General features: G+C 56.6%; 11 protein-coding genes. All 11 read left to right on the top strand.

Annotated elements, in window-relative coordinates; translation table 11 throughout:
* The first annotated feature begins 239 nt into the window (after nt 1-239).
* Nucleotides 240-1100, top strand: coding sequence for a phosphonate ABC transporter ATP-binding protein (gene phnC / locus FGI04_RS11030; RefSeq protein ID WP_342701351.1), 861 nt, complete (start codon nt 240-242; stop codon nt 1098-1100).
* Nucleotides 1101-1241: 141 nt separating this feature from the next.
* Nucleotides 1242-2174 carry a phosphonate ABC transporter substrate-binding protein gene (gene phnD / locus FGI04_RS11025; protein WP_407273679.1) on the top strand — a complete coding sequence of 311 codons (933 nt, stop codon included), beginning with the start codon at nt 1242-1244 and terminating at the stop codon, nt 2172-2174.
* Between the two features lie 162 nt (nt 2175-2336).
* A complete protein-coding gene (gene phnE / locus FGI04_RS11020; RefSeq protein WP_342701349.1) occupies nt 2337-3203 on the top strand; it encodes a phosphonate ABC transporter, permease protein PhnE in 867 nt (288 codons plus the stop codon).
* The gene (gene phnE / locus FGI04_RS11015; RefSeq protein ID WP_342701348.1) at nt 3200-4096 is read left to right on the top strand and encodes a phosphonate ABC transporter, permease protein PhnE; all 897 of its coding nucleotides are present in this window, start codon (nt 3200-3202) and stop codon (nt 4094-4096) included. The genes phnE (FGI04_RS11020) and phnE (FGI04_RS11015) overlap by 4 nt, the downstream gene beginning before the upstream one ends.
* A gap of 397 nt (nt 4097-4493) precedes the next feature.
* Entirely contained in the window at nt 4494-5888 is a 1395-nt protein-coding gene (locus FGI04_RS11010; RefSeq protein ID WP_407336717.1) for a diaminobutyrate--2-oxoglutarate transaminase, read from the top strand.
* Between the two features lie 166 nt (nt 5889-6054).
* Nucleotides 6055-8169 carry a TonB-dependent receptor gene (locus FGI04_RS11005; protein ID WP_038906384.1) on the top strand — a complete coding sequence of 705 codons (2115 nt, stop codon included), beginning with the start codon at nt 6055-6057 and terminating at the stop codon, nt 8167-8169.
* Between the two features lie 169 nt (nt 8170-8338).
* Nucleotides 8339-10231 carry an IucA/IucC family protein gene (locus FGI04_RS11000; protein WP_407336716.1) on the top strand — a complete coding sequence of 631 codons (1893 nt, stop codon included), beginning with the start codon at nt 8339-8341 and terminating at the stop codon, nt 10229-10231.
* Nucleotides 10224-11477: a type III PLP-dependent enzyme gene (locus FGI04_RS10995; protein ID WP_407336715.1), complete on the top strand. Its 1254-nt coding sequence runs from the start codon at nt 10224-10226 to the stop codon at nt 11475-11477. The genes FGI04_RS11000 and FGI04_RS10995 overlap by 8 nt, the downstream gene beginning before the upstream one ends.
* Nucleotides 11467-12915, top strand: a complete 1449-nt coding sequence (locus tag FGI04_RS10990; protein ID WP_407336714.1) for a DHA2 family efflux MFS transporter permease subunit — start codon at nt 11467-11469, stop codon at nt 12913-12915. Before FGI04_RS10995 ends, FGI04_RS10990 begins: the two co-directional genes overlap by 11 nt.
* Nucleotides 12916-12995: 80 nt before the next feature.
* The gene (locus tag FGI04_RS10985) at nt 12996-14852 is read left to right on the top strand and encodes an IucA/IucC family protein (protein ID WP_407336713.1); all 1857 of its coding nucleotides are present in this window, start codon (nt 12996-12998) and stop codon (nt 14850-14852) included.
* Nucleotides 14846-15622 carry an HpcH/HpaI aldolase family protein gene (locus FGI04_RS10980; protein ID WP_407321221.1) on the top strand — a complete coding sequence of 259 codons (777 nt, stop codon included), beginning with the start codon at nt 14846-14848 and terminating at the stop codon, nt 15620-15622. Before FGI04_RS10985 ends, FGI04_RS10980 begins: the two co-directional genes overlap by 7 nt.
* The last annotated feature ends 1 nt before the right edge of the window (nt 15623 follow it).

Raw genomic sequence — 15623 nt, 5'->3', positions numbered from 1 at the left:
GGTAAAAACTGTCGTCATTAATGCGCCGTGGTGGTTTGTTGACGCGGCGTGCCTGCTGGTGTTTTGGTGTGCGTATGGGTAGGCGTTGGTGAGCAGTGATATCGGCTTACCAGCGTGCACGTTGCTGTCGTCCCTCTGTAATGTTCATTTTCTAATCACAAAGCTGTCATCAAGTCTTCATCTGCACTGCGCTTAATAGCGTCCATAGTGTTGACTAACCGTAAACGATGACGAAAACCATGGCACAGGCACTGTTAGCATCCGAAAGCGCTACCCAACTGCGCGCCTATCAACCCCAGACGCAATCACAGTCTCCCATTCTGTCCGTCCGGCAGCTGTGTAAAGCCTATTCCGGGCAGCAGAAACGGGTGCTGGAGAACCTCAGTTTTGACCTGCACGCCGGTGAAATGGTGGCGGTGATTGGCCGTTCTGGTGCAGGTAAATCGACCCTGTTACACGTGATGAACGGCACGATCCCGGCCAGCGAAGGGCAAATCTTGCGCTATACACAGCCGCAAGTCGACGAGCACGGCGAGACGCAGGATGTACTGCAATTCAGTCGCCGTCAGATGCGCCAGTGGCGCAGCGAGTGCGGCATGATCTTTCAGGATTTCTGTCTGGTGCCGCGACTGGATGTGCTGACCAACGTACTGTTGGGTCGCCTGAGCCAAACCTCGACCCTGAAATCATTCTTCAAGCTGTTTTCCGACGAAGACCGCGCCCATGCTATTGGGCTGTTGCAATGGATGAACCTGTTGCCGCATGCGTTGCAACGGGCGGAAAACCTGTCTGGCGGCCAGATGCAGCGTGTCGCCATCTGCCGCGCATTGATGCAGAACCCTAAAATCCTGCTGGCTGACGAGCCGGTCGCCTCCCTCGACCCGAAAAATACCCGCCGCATCATGGACGTGTTGCGACAGGTGAGTGACAACGGCATCACCGTGGTCGTCAACCTGCACTCGGTCGAGCTGGTGAAAGAATATTGCACCCGGGCCATTGGCATCGCACAAGGGCGCATCGTGTTTGACGGTTCGCCGTCAGCATTGACCGACGGGTTGTTGCGTACCTTGTATGGCGACGACCTGCAACCGGTTCATTAATTCCCTGTTTGGCATCACCCGTGCTCCGTTGGTTTTAACAATGATGTTTAACGATGACGTTTGAGCAAGGATGCATTAGCGCTGATGCGGGGCTTTTCGACTATCACATCACCTTGGCATAACGACAAAATAGGCAAACCGATGAAAAAAACTTTTACGTTGACCACGTTGCTGGCCGGTGCGGTAGTGTCCGCCAGCGTATTCGCTGCGGAAACACCGAAAACCCTGAACCTGGGTATTTTGGGCGGGCAGAACGCCACCCAGCAAATCGGCGATAACCAGTGCGTCAAACAGTTTCTGGATAAAGAGCTGAACGTGGACACGCAAATGCGTAACTCGTCCGATTATGCCGGGGTCATCCAGGGGCTGTTGGGTAAGAAGATTGATCTGGTGCTGAGTATGTCGCCCTCGTCGTATGCGTCGGTGTACATCAAAGATCCTAACGCGGTGGATATCATCGGTATTGTGGTGGATGACGCTGACCAGTCACGTGGTTACCACTCGGTGGTGATCGTTAAAGCCGACAGCCCTTATCAGAAGCTGGAAGACCTGAAAGGTAAAGCGTTCGGTTTCGCCGACCCGGATTCCACCTCCGGCTACCTGATTCCTAATCAGGCGTTTAAACAGCAGTTCGGCGGTAATGCGGATAACAAGTACAACAACTTTTTCTCCAGCGTGACCTTCTCCGGCGGCCACGAGCAGGACATCCTCGGTGTGCTGAATGGCCAGTTTGATGGCGCGGTGACCTGGGCATCAATGATCGGTGACTACAACACCGGTTATACCAGCGGCGCGTTTGGCCGCTTGATCCGCATGGACCACCCGGATTTGATGAAGCAGATTCGTATTATTTGGCAATCGCCGTTGATCCCTAACGGCCCTGTGCTGGTGAGCAACGCCTTGTCTGCGCCTTTTAAAGCCAGGTTGATCGCCGCGGTGAATAAGCTGGATAAAGAAGACCACGAGTGCTTCATCAAAGCGGTCGGTGGCAAACAGCATATCGGCCCGGCCAGCGTGGACGACTACAAAACCATCATCGAGATGAAACGCGAGCTGACTAAAGGCAATCGCTAAGCACGGCTAGCGGTGTTGCGCCGGGCTATCGCTCCCGGCGCGTTCCTGAATCCGCGGTGCATCATGGCGCAATATTGAGGACGAAAACACAGGCAGGATGCCTTTCTCGCTTTATGGCGACGCCGACCCGCTCATCTGTTTTCCACCATCCAGACTAAACGCATGCTGAATCCTGATTTTGAACGCTACTACCAGCGCATACGTACGCAGCAAAAGCGCGAGTCATTGATATGGGCGCTGGTGCTGGCCGTGTTGTATATCGGTGCGGGCAAATTGTCCGAATTTAATCTGAACACCCTGTGGACGTCCTTCCCCCATTTTTTTGACTACCTGTCGGAAACGATGCCGGTATTGCACTGGCATCTGCTATTGGCGGATGGTCATACCGAAGGGTCGCTGGCTTACTGGGGATACCGCCTGCCTATCCAGTTACCGCTGATTTGGGAAACGCTTAACCTGGCGCTGGCGGCCACGTTATTCTCGGTGGCGGCATCGGTGGTGCTGGGCTTTCTGGCTGCCGGGAATACCCAGAGCCTGCCAGGGGTACGTTTTACTATCCGGGCGTTGGTGGCGTTTTTGCGCACCATGCCGGAACTGGCGTGGGCGGTGATGTTTGTGATGGCCTTCGGTATCGGTGTCATCCCCGGTTTTCTGGCGCTGGCGTTACACACCATTGGTAGCCTGACCAAGCTGTTTTATGAAGCGATCGAAACCGCCTCGGAACGGCCGGTACGCGGGCTGGCCGCCTGTGGTGCTAGCGTATTACAGCGTATGCGTTTCGGGTTGTGGCCGCAGGTCAAACCGATTGTGCTCTCCTACAGCTTTATGCGGCTGGAGATCAACTTCCGCCAGTCCACCATTCTTGGGCTGGTTGGGGCCGGGGGCATTGGTCAGGAACTGATGATCAATATCAAACTGGACCGCTATGACCAGGTCAGCATCACCATGCTGCTGATTATTGTGGTGGTTTCAATGCTGGATGCGCTGTCCGGATGGTTGCGGCAGCGGGTAGTGGAGGGCAGCAAATGAACATGACTTCGCTGGCGTCGACGGATATCGCCGCCATCAAACAGCAACACCCCGAGCTATTCAGCCAGCAGCGCCGTTATCTGTGGCGTGTCGGGCTGACGGGGGCCGCCGTATTACTTTACTATCTGGTTTTTCTGGTGTTTTTCGGCATCAGCATCGAGCAATGGTTGCGCGGCTTCGGTGAGTTAGGGCGCTACTTTATGCACATGTTCGTGTGGCACGACTTTGCCAACTGGCCGTTTGGTTACTACCTGTCACAGATATTTATCACCATCGCGATTGTGTTCGCCGGTACGCTGACGGCGACGTTGGTGGCGTTACCACTGTCATTTCTTGCGGCCCGTAACGTGATGCACGCGCCGATATTGCGACCGGTCGCGTTGCTGGTGCGTCGCCTGCTGGATGTGTTACGTGGCATCGACATGGCGATATGGGGGCTTATTTTTGTGCGGGCGGTGGGTATGGGGCCGCTATCCGGTGCGCTGGCTATTCTGATGCAGGATGCCGGTTTGCTCGGCAAGCTGTATGCCGAAGGGCATGAAGCGGTAGAACGTTCGCCGAGCCGTGGGTTGAGTGCTGTGGGAGCTAATAGCCTGCAAAAACACCGCTTCGGCATTTTTACCCAATCGTTCCCCACCTTTCTGGCGCTCAGCCTCTACCAAATGGAGTCGAACGTGCGCTCCGCCGCGGTGCTGGGTTTTGTCGGCGCGGGCGGTATCGGGCTGGTGTATGCCGAAAACATGCGGCTATGGAACTGGGATGTGGTGATGTTCATCACCCTGATTCTGGTGGTGGTGGTGATGCTGATGGATGTGTTATCCGCCCATTTGCGCCAGCGTTATATCATCGGCAAACCGTTGCCGTTGTTTGAGCCGGAATCGTCGTCACACTAATTCATCGCCACACTTATTATCGTCACACTCATCATCAGTCATACTGAGTTGACTGACTTATCTGTTTGTTATAACGCCAGTTTTCTATAGGGGAACCGGCGTTTTTATTATCCCATCCGATCATTCCCCTTGCGGGATATCGCAATGATAGACCTGAATACTACCCAGTTGCTTACTGTGACATTCGTCACAAAAATGAGTTCATGTCCGGCCTGCTCGCCTCGTGTATTTTGCCCCCGTTTTGCCGCAAAAAAGCCTCTTGCCGCCTGCGCTTAGTTAGCATTCTGTCAGTGTTTGTAAGGATTTGGTTATGAAAACTGTCATTTAAATAACACTTGAGTATCACTATTCTTAATGATAATTATTGTCATTATCAATATCACGGAGGGTGAAGGCGATGTCAGAGACACAGTGGGCGGTAATGGATGCGGCGGTCATGGAGAGTGGGCAGAGAACCAATGCCGATTATCTGGAGCGTCAAAGACGGTTTGAATCCAATGTGCGCAGTTATCCGCGCAAATTACCGCTGGTCATCCAGCAAGCACAGGGTGTGTGGGTGACGGATGTGGACGGCAACCGGTATCTGGATTGTCTGGCAGGGGCGGGGACGCTGGCGCTGGGGCATAACCACCCGGAGGTTGTCGCCAGTATTCAGGCATTTCTGGCATCGGGCCTGCCGATGCACACGCTGGATCTCACCACGCCGCTAAAAGATGCCTTCTGCGAAACCTTGCTGGCGCTGTTGCCGGGCGGTGAAAGCCAGTACTGCCTGCAATTTTGCGGCCCCTCGGGGGCGGATGCGGTTGAAGCGGCGCTGAAGCTGGCGAAAACCTATACCGGTCGGGGCGGCATTATCAGCTTCTCCGGCGGTTATCACGGCATGACACACGGTGCCCTGGCCGTGACCGGCAATATCGGCCCGAAAGAAGCCGTACAGAATCTCATGCCCGGGGTTCAATTCCTGCCGTATCCCCATGAATACCGCTGCCCGTTGGGGATTGGCGGTGACGCGGGTGTTGAGGCACTCAGCCGCTATTTCACCGGGTTTATCGATGATGTCGAGCGCGGTATGCCACTGCCGGCTGCGGTTATCGTTGAAGCGGTGCAGGGTGAGGGCGGCGTTAACCCGGCACCGGCACGCTGGCTGCAAACGCTGCGCGAGGTGACGCGCCGTCACGGCATCCTGCTGATTGTGGATGAAGTCCAGGCCGGGTTTGCCCGCACCGGCAGTATGTTCGCCTTTGAACAGGCGGGTATTGAGCCGGATATCGTGGTGATGTCGAAAGCGGTGGGCGGTGGTTTACCGATGGCGGTGCTGGGCATTCGACGCGAGTTTGATGTCTGGAAACCGGGTACCCACACCGGCACCTTCCGTGGCAACCAGATGGCGATGGCGACCGGGAAAACCACCATTGATATTTTGCTGCGCGACAAACTGGCGGCGCAGGCGGCGGCACGTGGTGAATGGCTCAAGCAGCAGTTCATGCAGATGCAGCCACGCTTCCCTTGTCTGGGACAGGTGCGTGGCCGTGGCCTGATGCTGGGCATCGAAATTGTGGATGAGCGTCAGCCCGTGCAGGCCGGTGGGTGTTACCCGCTGGATGCCGACCTGGCCGCGGCTATCCAACAGCATTGTTTCCGGCAGGGGCTGTTGCTGGAGCGGGGAGGCCGACAGGGTAATGTGGTCAGGTTGCTGCCACCCCTGATTATTACCGAAGAACAGTGTCGCAGCGTTGTGGCACGTTTTGAGCAGGCGTTAACTGACGCGGTGGCGCAAATCCGCCATCGGTAATTCAGCGTGAATAGCCCGTCATGATCCGAAAAGCGAAATAATAAAAGCCAATTGCTGGCGGCGTTATTACGGGCATCACATTGGGCTGAACAGATTATTTAATGATATGTGCTGGTGGGAACACCCGCGTTTTATTGACTGGGAAAATAATAATGAGGTTGCAGGAATGAAGGTTCGGGCATTATATGCGTTGACGCCATTATTTTTATTTACACAGGCTGACGCAGCAGATAGTACAAATAAAAATGACAGCGAAATGGTGGTCACGGCGTCCCGAACGGATACCGAAAAAAAAGATTCGCCTCAGGTTGTAACCATTATTACTAAAGAACAGATTGAACAGCAGCGACAAATTACCAGTGATTCTTCCCAGATATTAAGTAATTTATTACCGGCAATGGCACCGAGCCGCCAGAAAATGAGCGGTAGCGGCGAAACATTCCGTGGTCGCGCGCCGTTGATCATGGTCGACGGCATTCCGCAGTCGAACCCGTTGCGTCCTACCGGGCGTGAAATGCACACCATTGATTTCTCAATGGTAGACCACATCGAAGTGATTCACGGTGCCAGTGCCAGCAACGGTATCGGTGCGACCGGTGGCGTTATCAATATTATCACTCGCCGCCCGGAACCGGGTTCGTTTAACCAGCACTTCAGCGTGGAAACTACCTCGCCGACGAAAGTCAGCTCAGACACCATGAGCTACAAAACCACTTACGGGTTCAGTGGTCGCGAAGAGTATCTGGATTACCTGTTCTCCGTCAGTTATGAAGATCAGGGGCTGTTTCTGGACGGAAAAGATCGCCCGATTGGGGTGGATAATACCCAGGGCGACCTGATGGATTCGCGCGCCTATGACGTGATAGCGAAGGTTGGCTACTGGCTGGATGATGACCAGCGAATCCAGTTCAGCCTTAACCGTTATCAGATCAAAGGCAAGATGAACTATCTGGGCATTGCCGGTGACCGCGATAAGGGTATCCCGACCACGTCCATATCGGGGCGTCCGGTCGGCGATGCGCCGATGAACAGCGTCTGGACCACCAGCGCTACCTACGATAATTACAATCTGGCGGGCATGAAGCTGAACTCGCTGGTGTATTACCAGAATTACGAGTCGTTGTTCGGCGCAGATAACTCCGCCTCTTTCCAGGATGTCCGCATTGCGCCGCTGAATAAGCTCTATGACCAGTCACGAGTGACCTCCAGCCGTTACGGTAGCAAAGTGGCGCTGACCAAAGACGATATCTGGGATGACTACCTGAAAGCGACCGTTGGGTTCGATACCCTGTTTGATACCGGTAAACAGGATTTCTGGCTGACCAAGCGTATCTACGCACCGCAGATGAAATACACCGATCTGTCGCCGTTTATGCAGTGGGATATTCAGCCGGTCGATTCACTGAAAATCACCACCGGGGTGCGCTATGAGTACGCCCGACTGGACATCGACAGTTTCCGGACGGTGGCGGCCAGTACCGCCAAAGCGCCGAATAACAGCGTGGATGTGCAGGGCGGTCGGCTGAGTTTCAACAAGACGTTGTATAACGTGGGGGCAGTATGGACCACGCCGTATCAGCCATTGAGCCTGTTCGCCAACTATTCACAGGGCTTTGGTATTCCTGACGTAGGCCGCACGCTGCGTGGCATTAAAACCGCCAATCAGTCGGTCAATATGCTGCCGCTGGAGCCGATTGTCACGGATAACGTGGAAACCGGTTTTCGTATCGATAAAGACCCGGTGACCTTTGAGATGAGTTACTACCGCTCGACCTCTAAGCTGGGCGAACGTGTGGTGGATGTCAACGGCACCTTCCAGAGTGAGCGCCAGAAAACCCGCATTGACGGTATCGAAACATCACTGGGCTACAAAGTGAATGACGACCATAGCCTGAAGTTCGGTTATTCCCACATTCAGGGATGGTATGACAGTGACGGCAACGGCAGCCTGGACAGCAAGCTGGACGGCTTAAATATTCCGCCGGATCGCCTGACCGCCAGCTGGTCTGCCAACTGGACGCCGCAGTGGTCTTCCTTTATTCAGGCCAATTACGCCTTCGACAGAATTATGGATAACCGTCAGCAGGACTTTAACGGTTATTTACTGGTGGATGCCGCCGTCGGTTATAAATTGCCGAAAGGCAGAATTAATCTGGCGGTCTCCAATTTGTTTGATAAGGAGTACATCACGTATTACTCGCAAAGCGCGATTGTGAACTCCCTGCGTTATTTCTCCGGTCGGGGAAGAACTGTGACGTTAGGATATAGCGTTGACTTTTAATTCATGTCCCGCCGAAAGGCGGGGCATTACTCAGTTATATATACCCAAAATAATTCGAGTTGCAGGAAGGCCGCCAACACACCTGCAGCCTGAATTATGACGGGTATATTCAGGATAGTTAACCGTCGCCACGACATCACCGGCCGATTGTTATTCTTATGGAGCAGAGATGAACAACCTTAATCATGATGCTTTGTCCAGAATGATAAGCGAAAAAGCAGCCCTGCATGGGTTACTGAATTGCCTTATCAAAGAGTTCGCTATACCGGAAGGGTATTTGCGATATGAATGGCCAGACGAAATGAAAGGGATCCCGCCGGGGGCCTATTTTGATGGCGCGGACTGGAAAGGTATTCCGATGGTTATCGGTTTGCCCGACTCACTGCAATTATTTGTCATGGTGGACCGCCGTGATACGTTCGGCAGCCAGCACTATCTGTCTGATGTCTATCTGCGCCAGTCACAAGGCGACTGGCATTGCCCCGATTTTGAACGTGTGATTGCACGCATACTGGCAGCCTGCGAACACATTGCCGGGAGAAAAAACCCGGAGTTGTACGAGCAGATTCTGCAGAGCAGGCAATTGGTCGGTGCGATTGTCAGCCACAACCAGCGCCAGCAAACAGACGCACCGCTACAGCACTACCTGCACAGCGAGCAAGGGCTGTGGTTCGGCCACCCCAGCCACCCTGCGCCCAAGGCACGCCTGTGGCCTGCACATCTCGGCCAGGAGCAGTGGGCACCGGAATTTCAGGCCAGGGCGGCGTTGCATCAGTTCGAGGTGCCAACAGAAGGCTTACACATTGGTGCCAACGGCCTGACGCCGCAACAGGTGCTGGAGGGGTTTGCTGATCAAGGCCCAGCGGCACCGGGGCGCGCCATCATCTGTATGCACCCGGTTCAGGCACAACTGTTTATGCAGGACGCCCGTGTACAGCAGTTACTGCAAGACGAGGTGATCCGCGATCTGGGGCAAAGCGGGCGTGTCGCCAGCCCGACCGCGTCTATCCGCACCTGGTTTATCGAAGACCATGATTACTTTATCAAAGGCTCGCTGAACGTGCGCATCACCAACTGCGTGCGTAAAAATGCCTGGTATGAGCTGGAAAGCACAGTGCTGATCGACCGGCTGTTCCGCCAGTTACTGGCGCAGCAGGCCGATACGCTGGGTGGGCTGACGGCGGCGGCCGAACCGGGTGTGGTGAGCTGGAGCCCGGTTGGTGTGAGCGAATCGGACCAACACTGGTTTCGCGAGCAAACCGGCGGCATTTTGCGTGAGAACTTCTGTCGCCGTACCGGTGCACAGCACAGCATCATGGCCGGTACGCTGTTTGCCCGTGGCGTCGATTTACAGCCGATGATTCATACTTTCCTGCGCACACACTACGGTGCGGCGCTGGATGACAATGCGTTGTTGTACTGGTTTGACGACTATCAGACGCGGTTACTGCGCCCGGTATTGTCACTGTTCTTCAATCACGGTGTGGTGATGGAACCGCATCTGCAAAATAGCGTGCTGGTGCATCAACAAGGGCGGCCACATCAGGTGTTACTGCGCGATTTCGAAGGGGTGAAACTGACCGACGATCGCGGTATCCACGCGATTCCTGACGATATACACCCCCGCGTGCGCCAGTCGTTGCTGTATTCCCGCGAGCAGGGCTGGAACCGCATCATGTACTGCCTGTTCATCAACCACCTGTCAGAAGCCATTCTGGCGTTGAGTCATGGTCGTGCCCATCTGGCACCGCTGATGTGGCAACGGGTCCGGCAGCAGCTACGTGCGATTCAGGCGGAACTGCGCCAACCGGCACCGGAACTGGAAGCGCTGATCGCCGGTGAGACGGTAGCATGTAAAACCAACCTCAAGGTGCGACTGGCAGCCGAGGCCGATCGTCAGGCCAGCTACGTCCAGTTGCCGTCCCCCTGGGGCGAGACCGCGTACCCGAGTAAGGTGGCAGGCTACGGCGAAGCGTGGCATACCGCGGGGCAGCATAACTCAAGGCGGCATGATTCGCTCGCGCAGGGTGAGGTACAGCAGCATGAGGTGCAGCATGGGTAAGCTGCCACAGCCTGTTCGCCAACTGATCGTTCGCCTGCAACAGCAGCACCGCGATCCGCTGGCCGCGTTTGTCTATGACCTGGCGGCGTTGCGTCAACACGTCAGCGAGGTGATGGCGGCGTTGCCACCCGGTGTCGAACTCTATTACGCCATCAAGGCCAACAGCGAAAAACCGATTCTGGATGCTATCGCACCGCTGGTTCATGGGTTTGAGATTTCCTCCGGCGGGGAAATCGACCGTGTGGCCGGGTGCACCACCGCGAAACCGTTTGTGTTCTCCGGGCCGGGCAAGCTGGATTCTGATTTTGATCTGGCGCTGGAACACGGGGTGGAGGCGGTCCATGTGGAAAGCCGTCATGAGATAGCCCGCTTGCAACAGCGAGCGCAGCAACACGGCGTGGTTCAGCCGGTGTTCATCCGTATCAACCCGGAGCTGGCGTCGTCGCTGACCAGCAAACTGGCGATGGCCGGTACGCCGACACCGTTCGGCATGGATGAGGCAGACCTGCCGGATGCGGTGCGTGACGTGGATAACGCCAGCCACCTGCAACTCAAAGGGTTCCACGTGCATGCTATGTCGCACCAGATGAGTGTGGAGCGGCATCAGCAATTGCTGGATCTGTACCTGACGCGCTGGCCGCAGTGGAAAGCGTTGTCTGCCTATCCACAACAGATTACCCACCTCAATGTCGGGGGTGGTATTGGCGTGCCGTACCTGACGCCGGAGCGTTTCGACTGGTCAGCATTGTGTGACTACCTGCGTGTGCGGTTGGCGCAACAGCCGGATGTACCGGTCGTTCGCTTTGAGCCGGGGCGGTTTATCAGCGCGTATTGTGGCTATTACGCCATCGAAGTGTTGGATAAGAAACGCAGCCACGGTAAGCATTTTCTGGTGTGTCGCGGCGGTACGCATCAGTTCCGCCTGCCGGTGGCGCAAGGACATGACCACCCCATTATCCATCTGCCGTTAGCACCCGCGCAGCCAGCAGGGGAAACGCGCGACTGGACAGTCGTCGGCCAGCTCTGTACGCCGAAAGATGTACTCAGCCGTGACCAGCGCCTGACAGACGTGAATATCGGTGACCTGCTGGTGCTGCCGTTGGCAGGGGCCTATGGCTACAACATTTCGCATGCCGATTTTCTGTGTCACCCCCGTCCTGCGCAGTATTTCATCACCGACGCTGGGGTTATCACGGCGGACGGTACGAAGGTGGACATAACCGGAGTGGTGGACCGTGTCGACTAGCGCTGTTCCTCGCTGGTTGGTGGTGGTGAATGTGCTGCTCGGTACGACGACGGTCAGCCTGAATAACAGCTCGCTGAACCCGGCATTGCCCGCGTTCATCGAGGTGTTTCACATTGGGCCGCTGCTCGCTACCTGGATCGTGGCGGCGTTCATGGTCAGCATGGGGATGACGATGCCGTTGACCGGCTATCTCGGACACCGGTTGGGTAACAAACCACTCTATCTGCTGGGGGTTGCGCTGTTTATCAGCGGCTCGGTGCTGGGGATGCTGGCGGATTCCATCTCGCTGGTGATAGCCGCTCGCACGGTGCAGGGCATCGCCAGCGGGCTGATGATCCCGTTGTCGCTGACGCTGATTTTTTCGGTATACCCCAAACAGGAGCGTGGCGGTATTACCGGTATCTGGGGCGCTATCGTGATGCTGGCTCCGGCGCTGGGGCCGCTGTGCGGCGGCATCTTGCTGACGTGGTTTAGCTGGCGCGCACTGTTTGCCATGAATATTCCCATCGGTGCACTGGCGCTATTGATGGGGCTGGTGGTATTGCCGAAAACCACGCCCGGTGAGCGCAAGCCGTTTGATATGACCGGTTATCTGTTGGTGTCTGCCGGTATTGGTTTGCTGATGGTGGCCGCCGGGCGATTACATCATGCGGCGGCGCTGGCGAATCCACTCAACCTGCTGATGCTGCTGGTGGCAACGGCCTGTCTGGCGGTCTTTGTTCGCGTCGAACTGCGTAAACGCGAGCCGCTGCTGAACCTGCGTATTTTTCAACTGCACGGCTATCGACTGAGTGTGGTGATTGCGGTGGTGCAATCGGTCGGGATGTTCGAATGCCTGGTGTTATTACCGATGCTGGTCCAAATGGTGATGGGCTACAGCGCCATCTGGACCGGGCTGGCGCTGCTGTGCACTGCGCTGTTCGCCAGCTTGTTCGGTAAGCTCGGCGGCAACCTGCTCGACCGCCACGGCCCGGCGCGGGTTGTGGGGTGCGGGGTGCTGCTGACCGCGCTGGCGACTATCGGGTTAGGCATGGTGGGGGCGCAGTCATCCATTGGCGTGGTGTTTGGCTGGATGATACTGCGCGGCATCGGGCTGGGGTTGTCCTACATGCCGGTGACCACCGCCGGGTTGAATGTACTGCCGGAAACGCTGGTCACGCAGGGGGCGGCGATGAACAACATTTCACGCCGTCTGGTGTCATCGCTGGCGATCGTGGTGGCGTCGCTGTACCTCGAATTTCGGCTGGCGGGCAGCGGGCTGGCACAGGAGGCTGCGCGTGCCGCCGCCATCAGCGAGACCTTTATGGCGACCGGCATACTGATCGTGCTGGCGCTGCCCTGTGCCTTGCGTTTCCCCTCGGGTAGTGACGAGACAGCGGCCAACGCGCTGTTGGCTGGGGCTTCACCACCTCACACCGGTACAGGTGAGATGCGCTGAGGCACACAGGTATTGGGTTGACGACTGCTACGCTATTTTGACTGGCAACGTTATTTTTACTGACAAGGTTAAGAGACTGTATGGAAACATTATCCCCCGTCGTATTGCAGGGTATCGCTTGTGACTGGCTGTTGCAGATGGATGCGCAGCGTTATCAACTGGTAGAACAGCGCGTGGTCGGGCAACTGTTACAGACGTTGCTGTACGAAGAGGTGTTGCCTTATCACTGCACGGACATGGGCGAGGGCAACAGCCAGTTTGTGATAACCGGCCGTGATGCACACCACCAGCCGGTAGAATACCGCTGTAATGGATTATTGAGCGACAGCTTTGCGCTGATTCGCCTGGATTACGCCAGTGTGCAGCGCGTTGATACCAGCGGTAATGCACAGTCACCCAACCTGCACCTGATGCTGGAAGAACTGCTGGGCGAGCAGGAGAACAACCCGTTTCTGACGCGTTTTGTGCAGGAACTCGAGCAGACGCAACTGAAGGATTTGCAGTCGCGCGCACAGGATTATCGCCTCAGCAAGCCAGCGCATCAGCTCAGTTTCGATGAGCTGGAGCGCCACTTTATGGATGCACACAGCTACCACCCCTGCTACAAGTCGCGCATTGGCTTTAGCCTGCAGGATAACGCGCAATGGGGGCCGGAATTCGGCCAGCCTTTCGCCATCGTCTGGCTGGCGTTGTCGAAGCAACGCGCATCGGCCAACCAGTCGATCAAGCTGAATCTGGATGACTTCCTGCTCGCTGAGTTTGGTGAAACGCGCTGGCAGGCGTTTAGCGAGCAACAGGCGCGTCAGGGGCGCAAGGCGCAGGACTATCAACTGATACCGGTACACCCGTGGCAGTGGAAAAACGTGATTGCACCGGTGTTTTACCCGGAGTTGGTCAGCGGCGAGCTGATTTACCTCGGTGATTCTGACGACCGCTGGCAGGCGCAACAGTCGATTCGCACGCTGGCGAACGTCACTGAAAAAACACGGCCGTACGTCAAGCTGGCGATGAGTATGACTAACACCTCCAGCACCCGTATTCTGGCACGGCACACGGTGATGAACGGGCCCATCATCACCGACTGGCTGCAACAGCTGATCGATACCGACCAGACCGCCCGCAACCTGAAGTTTGTGATCCTCGGCGAAGTCGCCGGGGTGAGCTTTGATACCCAGAACTTACCCACCACCCGCATGGCGCAAGCCTATGGCGTGATGGGTGCCATCTGGCGTGAAAGCATCCATCAGTATCTGCAACCGGGTGAACAGGCGGTGCCGTTTAATGGGTTAAGCCATGTTGAACACCGCTACGGCGGCGGCGAGCAGGCCCCGTTTATCGACGCCTGGATTCGGCAATACGGGCTGGAAGCCTGGACTCGCCAACTGCTGGAAGTGACGGTTTCCCCCATCATTCACATGTTGTACGCCGAAGGCATCGGCATGGAGTCACACGGCCAGAATATCGTGCTGGTGGTGCGTGATGGCTGGCCGCAGCGCATTGCACTGAAAGATTTCCACGATGGGGTACGCTATTCGCCGGACCATCTGGCACGCCCAGCCATGCGCCCGGATCTGGTGCCGCTACCGGCCAGCCACGCCAAAATCAACCGTAACTCCTTCATCCTGACCGATGACGTTGAGGCGGTGCGCGATTTCACCTGCGATTCGTTCTTCTTCATTTGTCTGGCGGAAATGGCGGTATTCCTGCGTCAGCATTATCACCTGCCGGAAGCGCGCTTCTGGGAAATGACGGCGGACGTGGTGTTGGGGTATCAGGCGGCACACCCACAGCACCGTGTGCGTTATGCGCTGTTTGACGTGTTTGCACCGACCTACGAGGTGGAAGAACTGACGAAACGCCGGTTACTGGGTGACGGCGAACGCCGCTTTAAATCGGTGCCGAACCCCCTGCATCCGTTCAGGCCGTCGTCATGCTAAGAACCAACCATCTTAAGCGCAAGCTGGCGGCCGGTACACCGGTCTATGGGGTAATCGCCTCGATTCCCTCGCCGGTATCGGTGGAGTTGATCGCCGAAGCCGGGTTCGATTTCGTGATTATCGATACCGAACACGTGCTGATTAACCCGGAAACGGTGGAAAACATGATCCGGGTGGCAGAGAGCTATGCGCTAACGCCACTGGTACGGGTGGCGGACGCCAACCCTAAAACCATGCTGCGGCTGCTGGATGGTGGCGCGCAGGGCATTGTGCTGCCGATGGTAGAACAGGCTGAGCAAGTGCAGGCGGCGGTACGTGCCTGCTATTACCACCCGCAAGGCGAGCGCAGTCTCAACAGTGGCCGCCCCGGTGCTTTCGGTAAGCACAGTCTGGCGGAATACGTCGCACTGGCGAACCGGGAAATCCTGCTGGTGGCGATGATCGAAAGCGCCGCGGGTGTGCGTCAGGCGAAGGCGATCGCCGAGGTTGAGGGGCTGGACATGATACTGGAGGGCGCGGCGGATCTCTCCCAGTCGCTGGGTATGCCGTGGCAGACCGCGGCCGCACCGGTGCAGGCTGCGCTGGCCGAGGTGCGTCTTGCCGCCGAGGCGCAGGGGGTGTGCTATTGCGCCATCCCCCGCCAGCCTGACGATCATGCCCGCTGGCGTGAGCAAGGTGTGCGCGCATTTGTTTTGGGCGACGAGCGCGGTATCGCGTTTCGCGCGTTACAGGCCAGACTGGCCGCAACGATTTCAGCAGAAGGACAGTAAT

Origin of the sequence: Dickeya ananatis (assembly GCF_019464615.1) — a bacterium.
Classification (GTDB): Bacteria; Pseudomonadota; Gammaproteobacteria; order Enterobacterales; family Enterobacteriaceae; genus Dickeya; species Dickeya oryzae.
The sequence above is the reverse complement of the archived record's forward strand: the minus strand, read 5'-3'. Positions and strand labels throughout refer to the sequence as shown.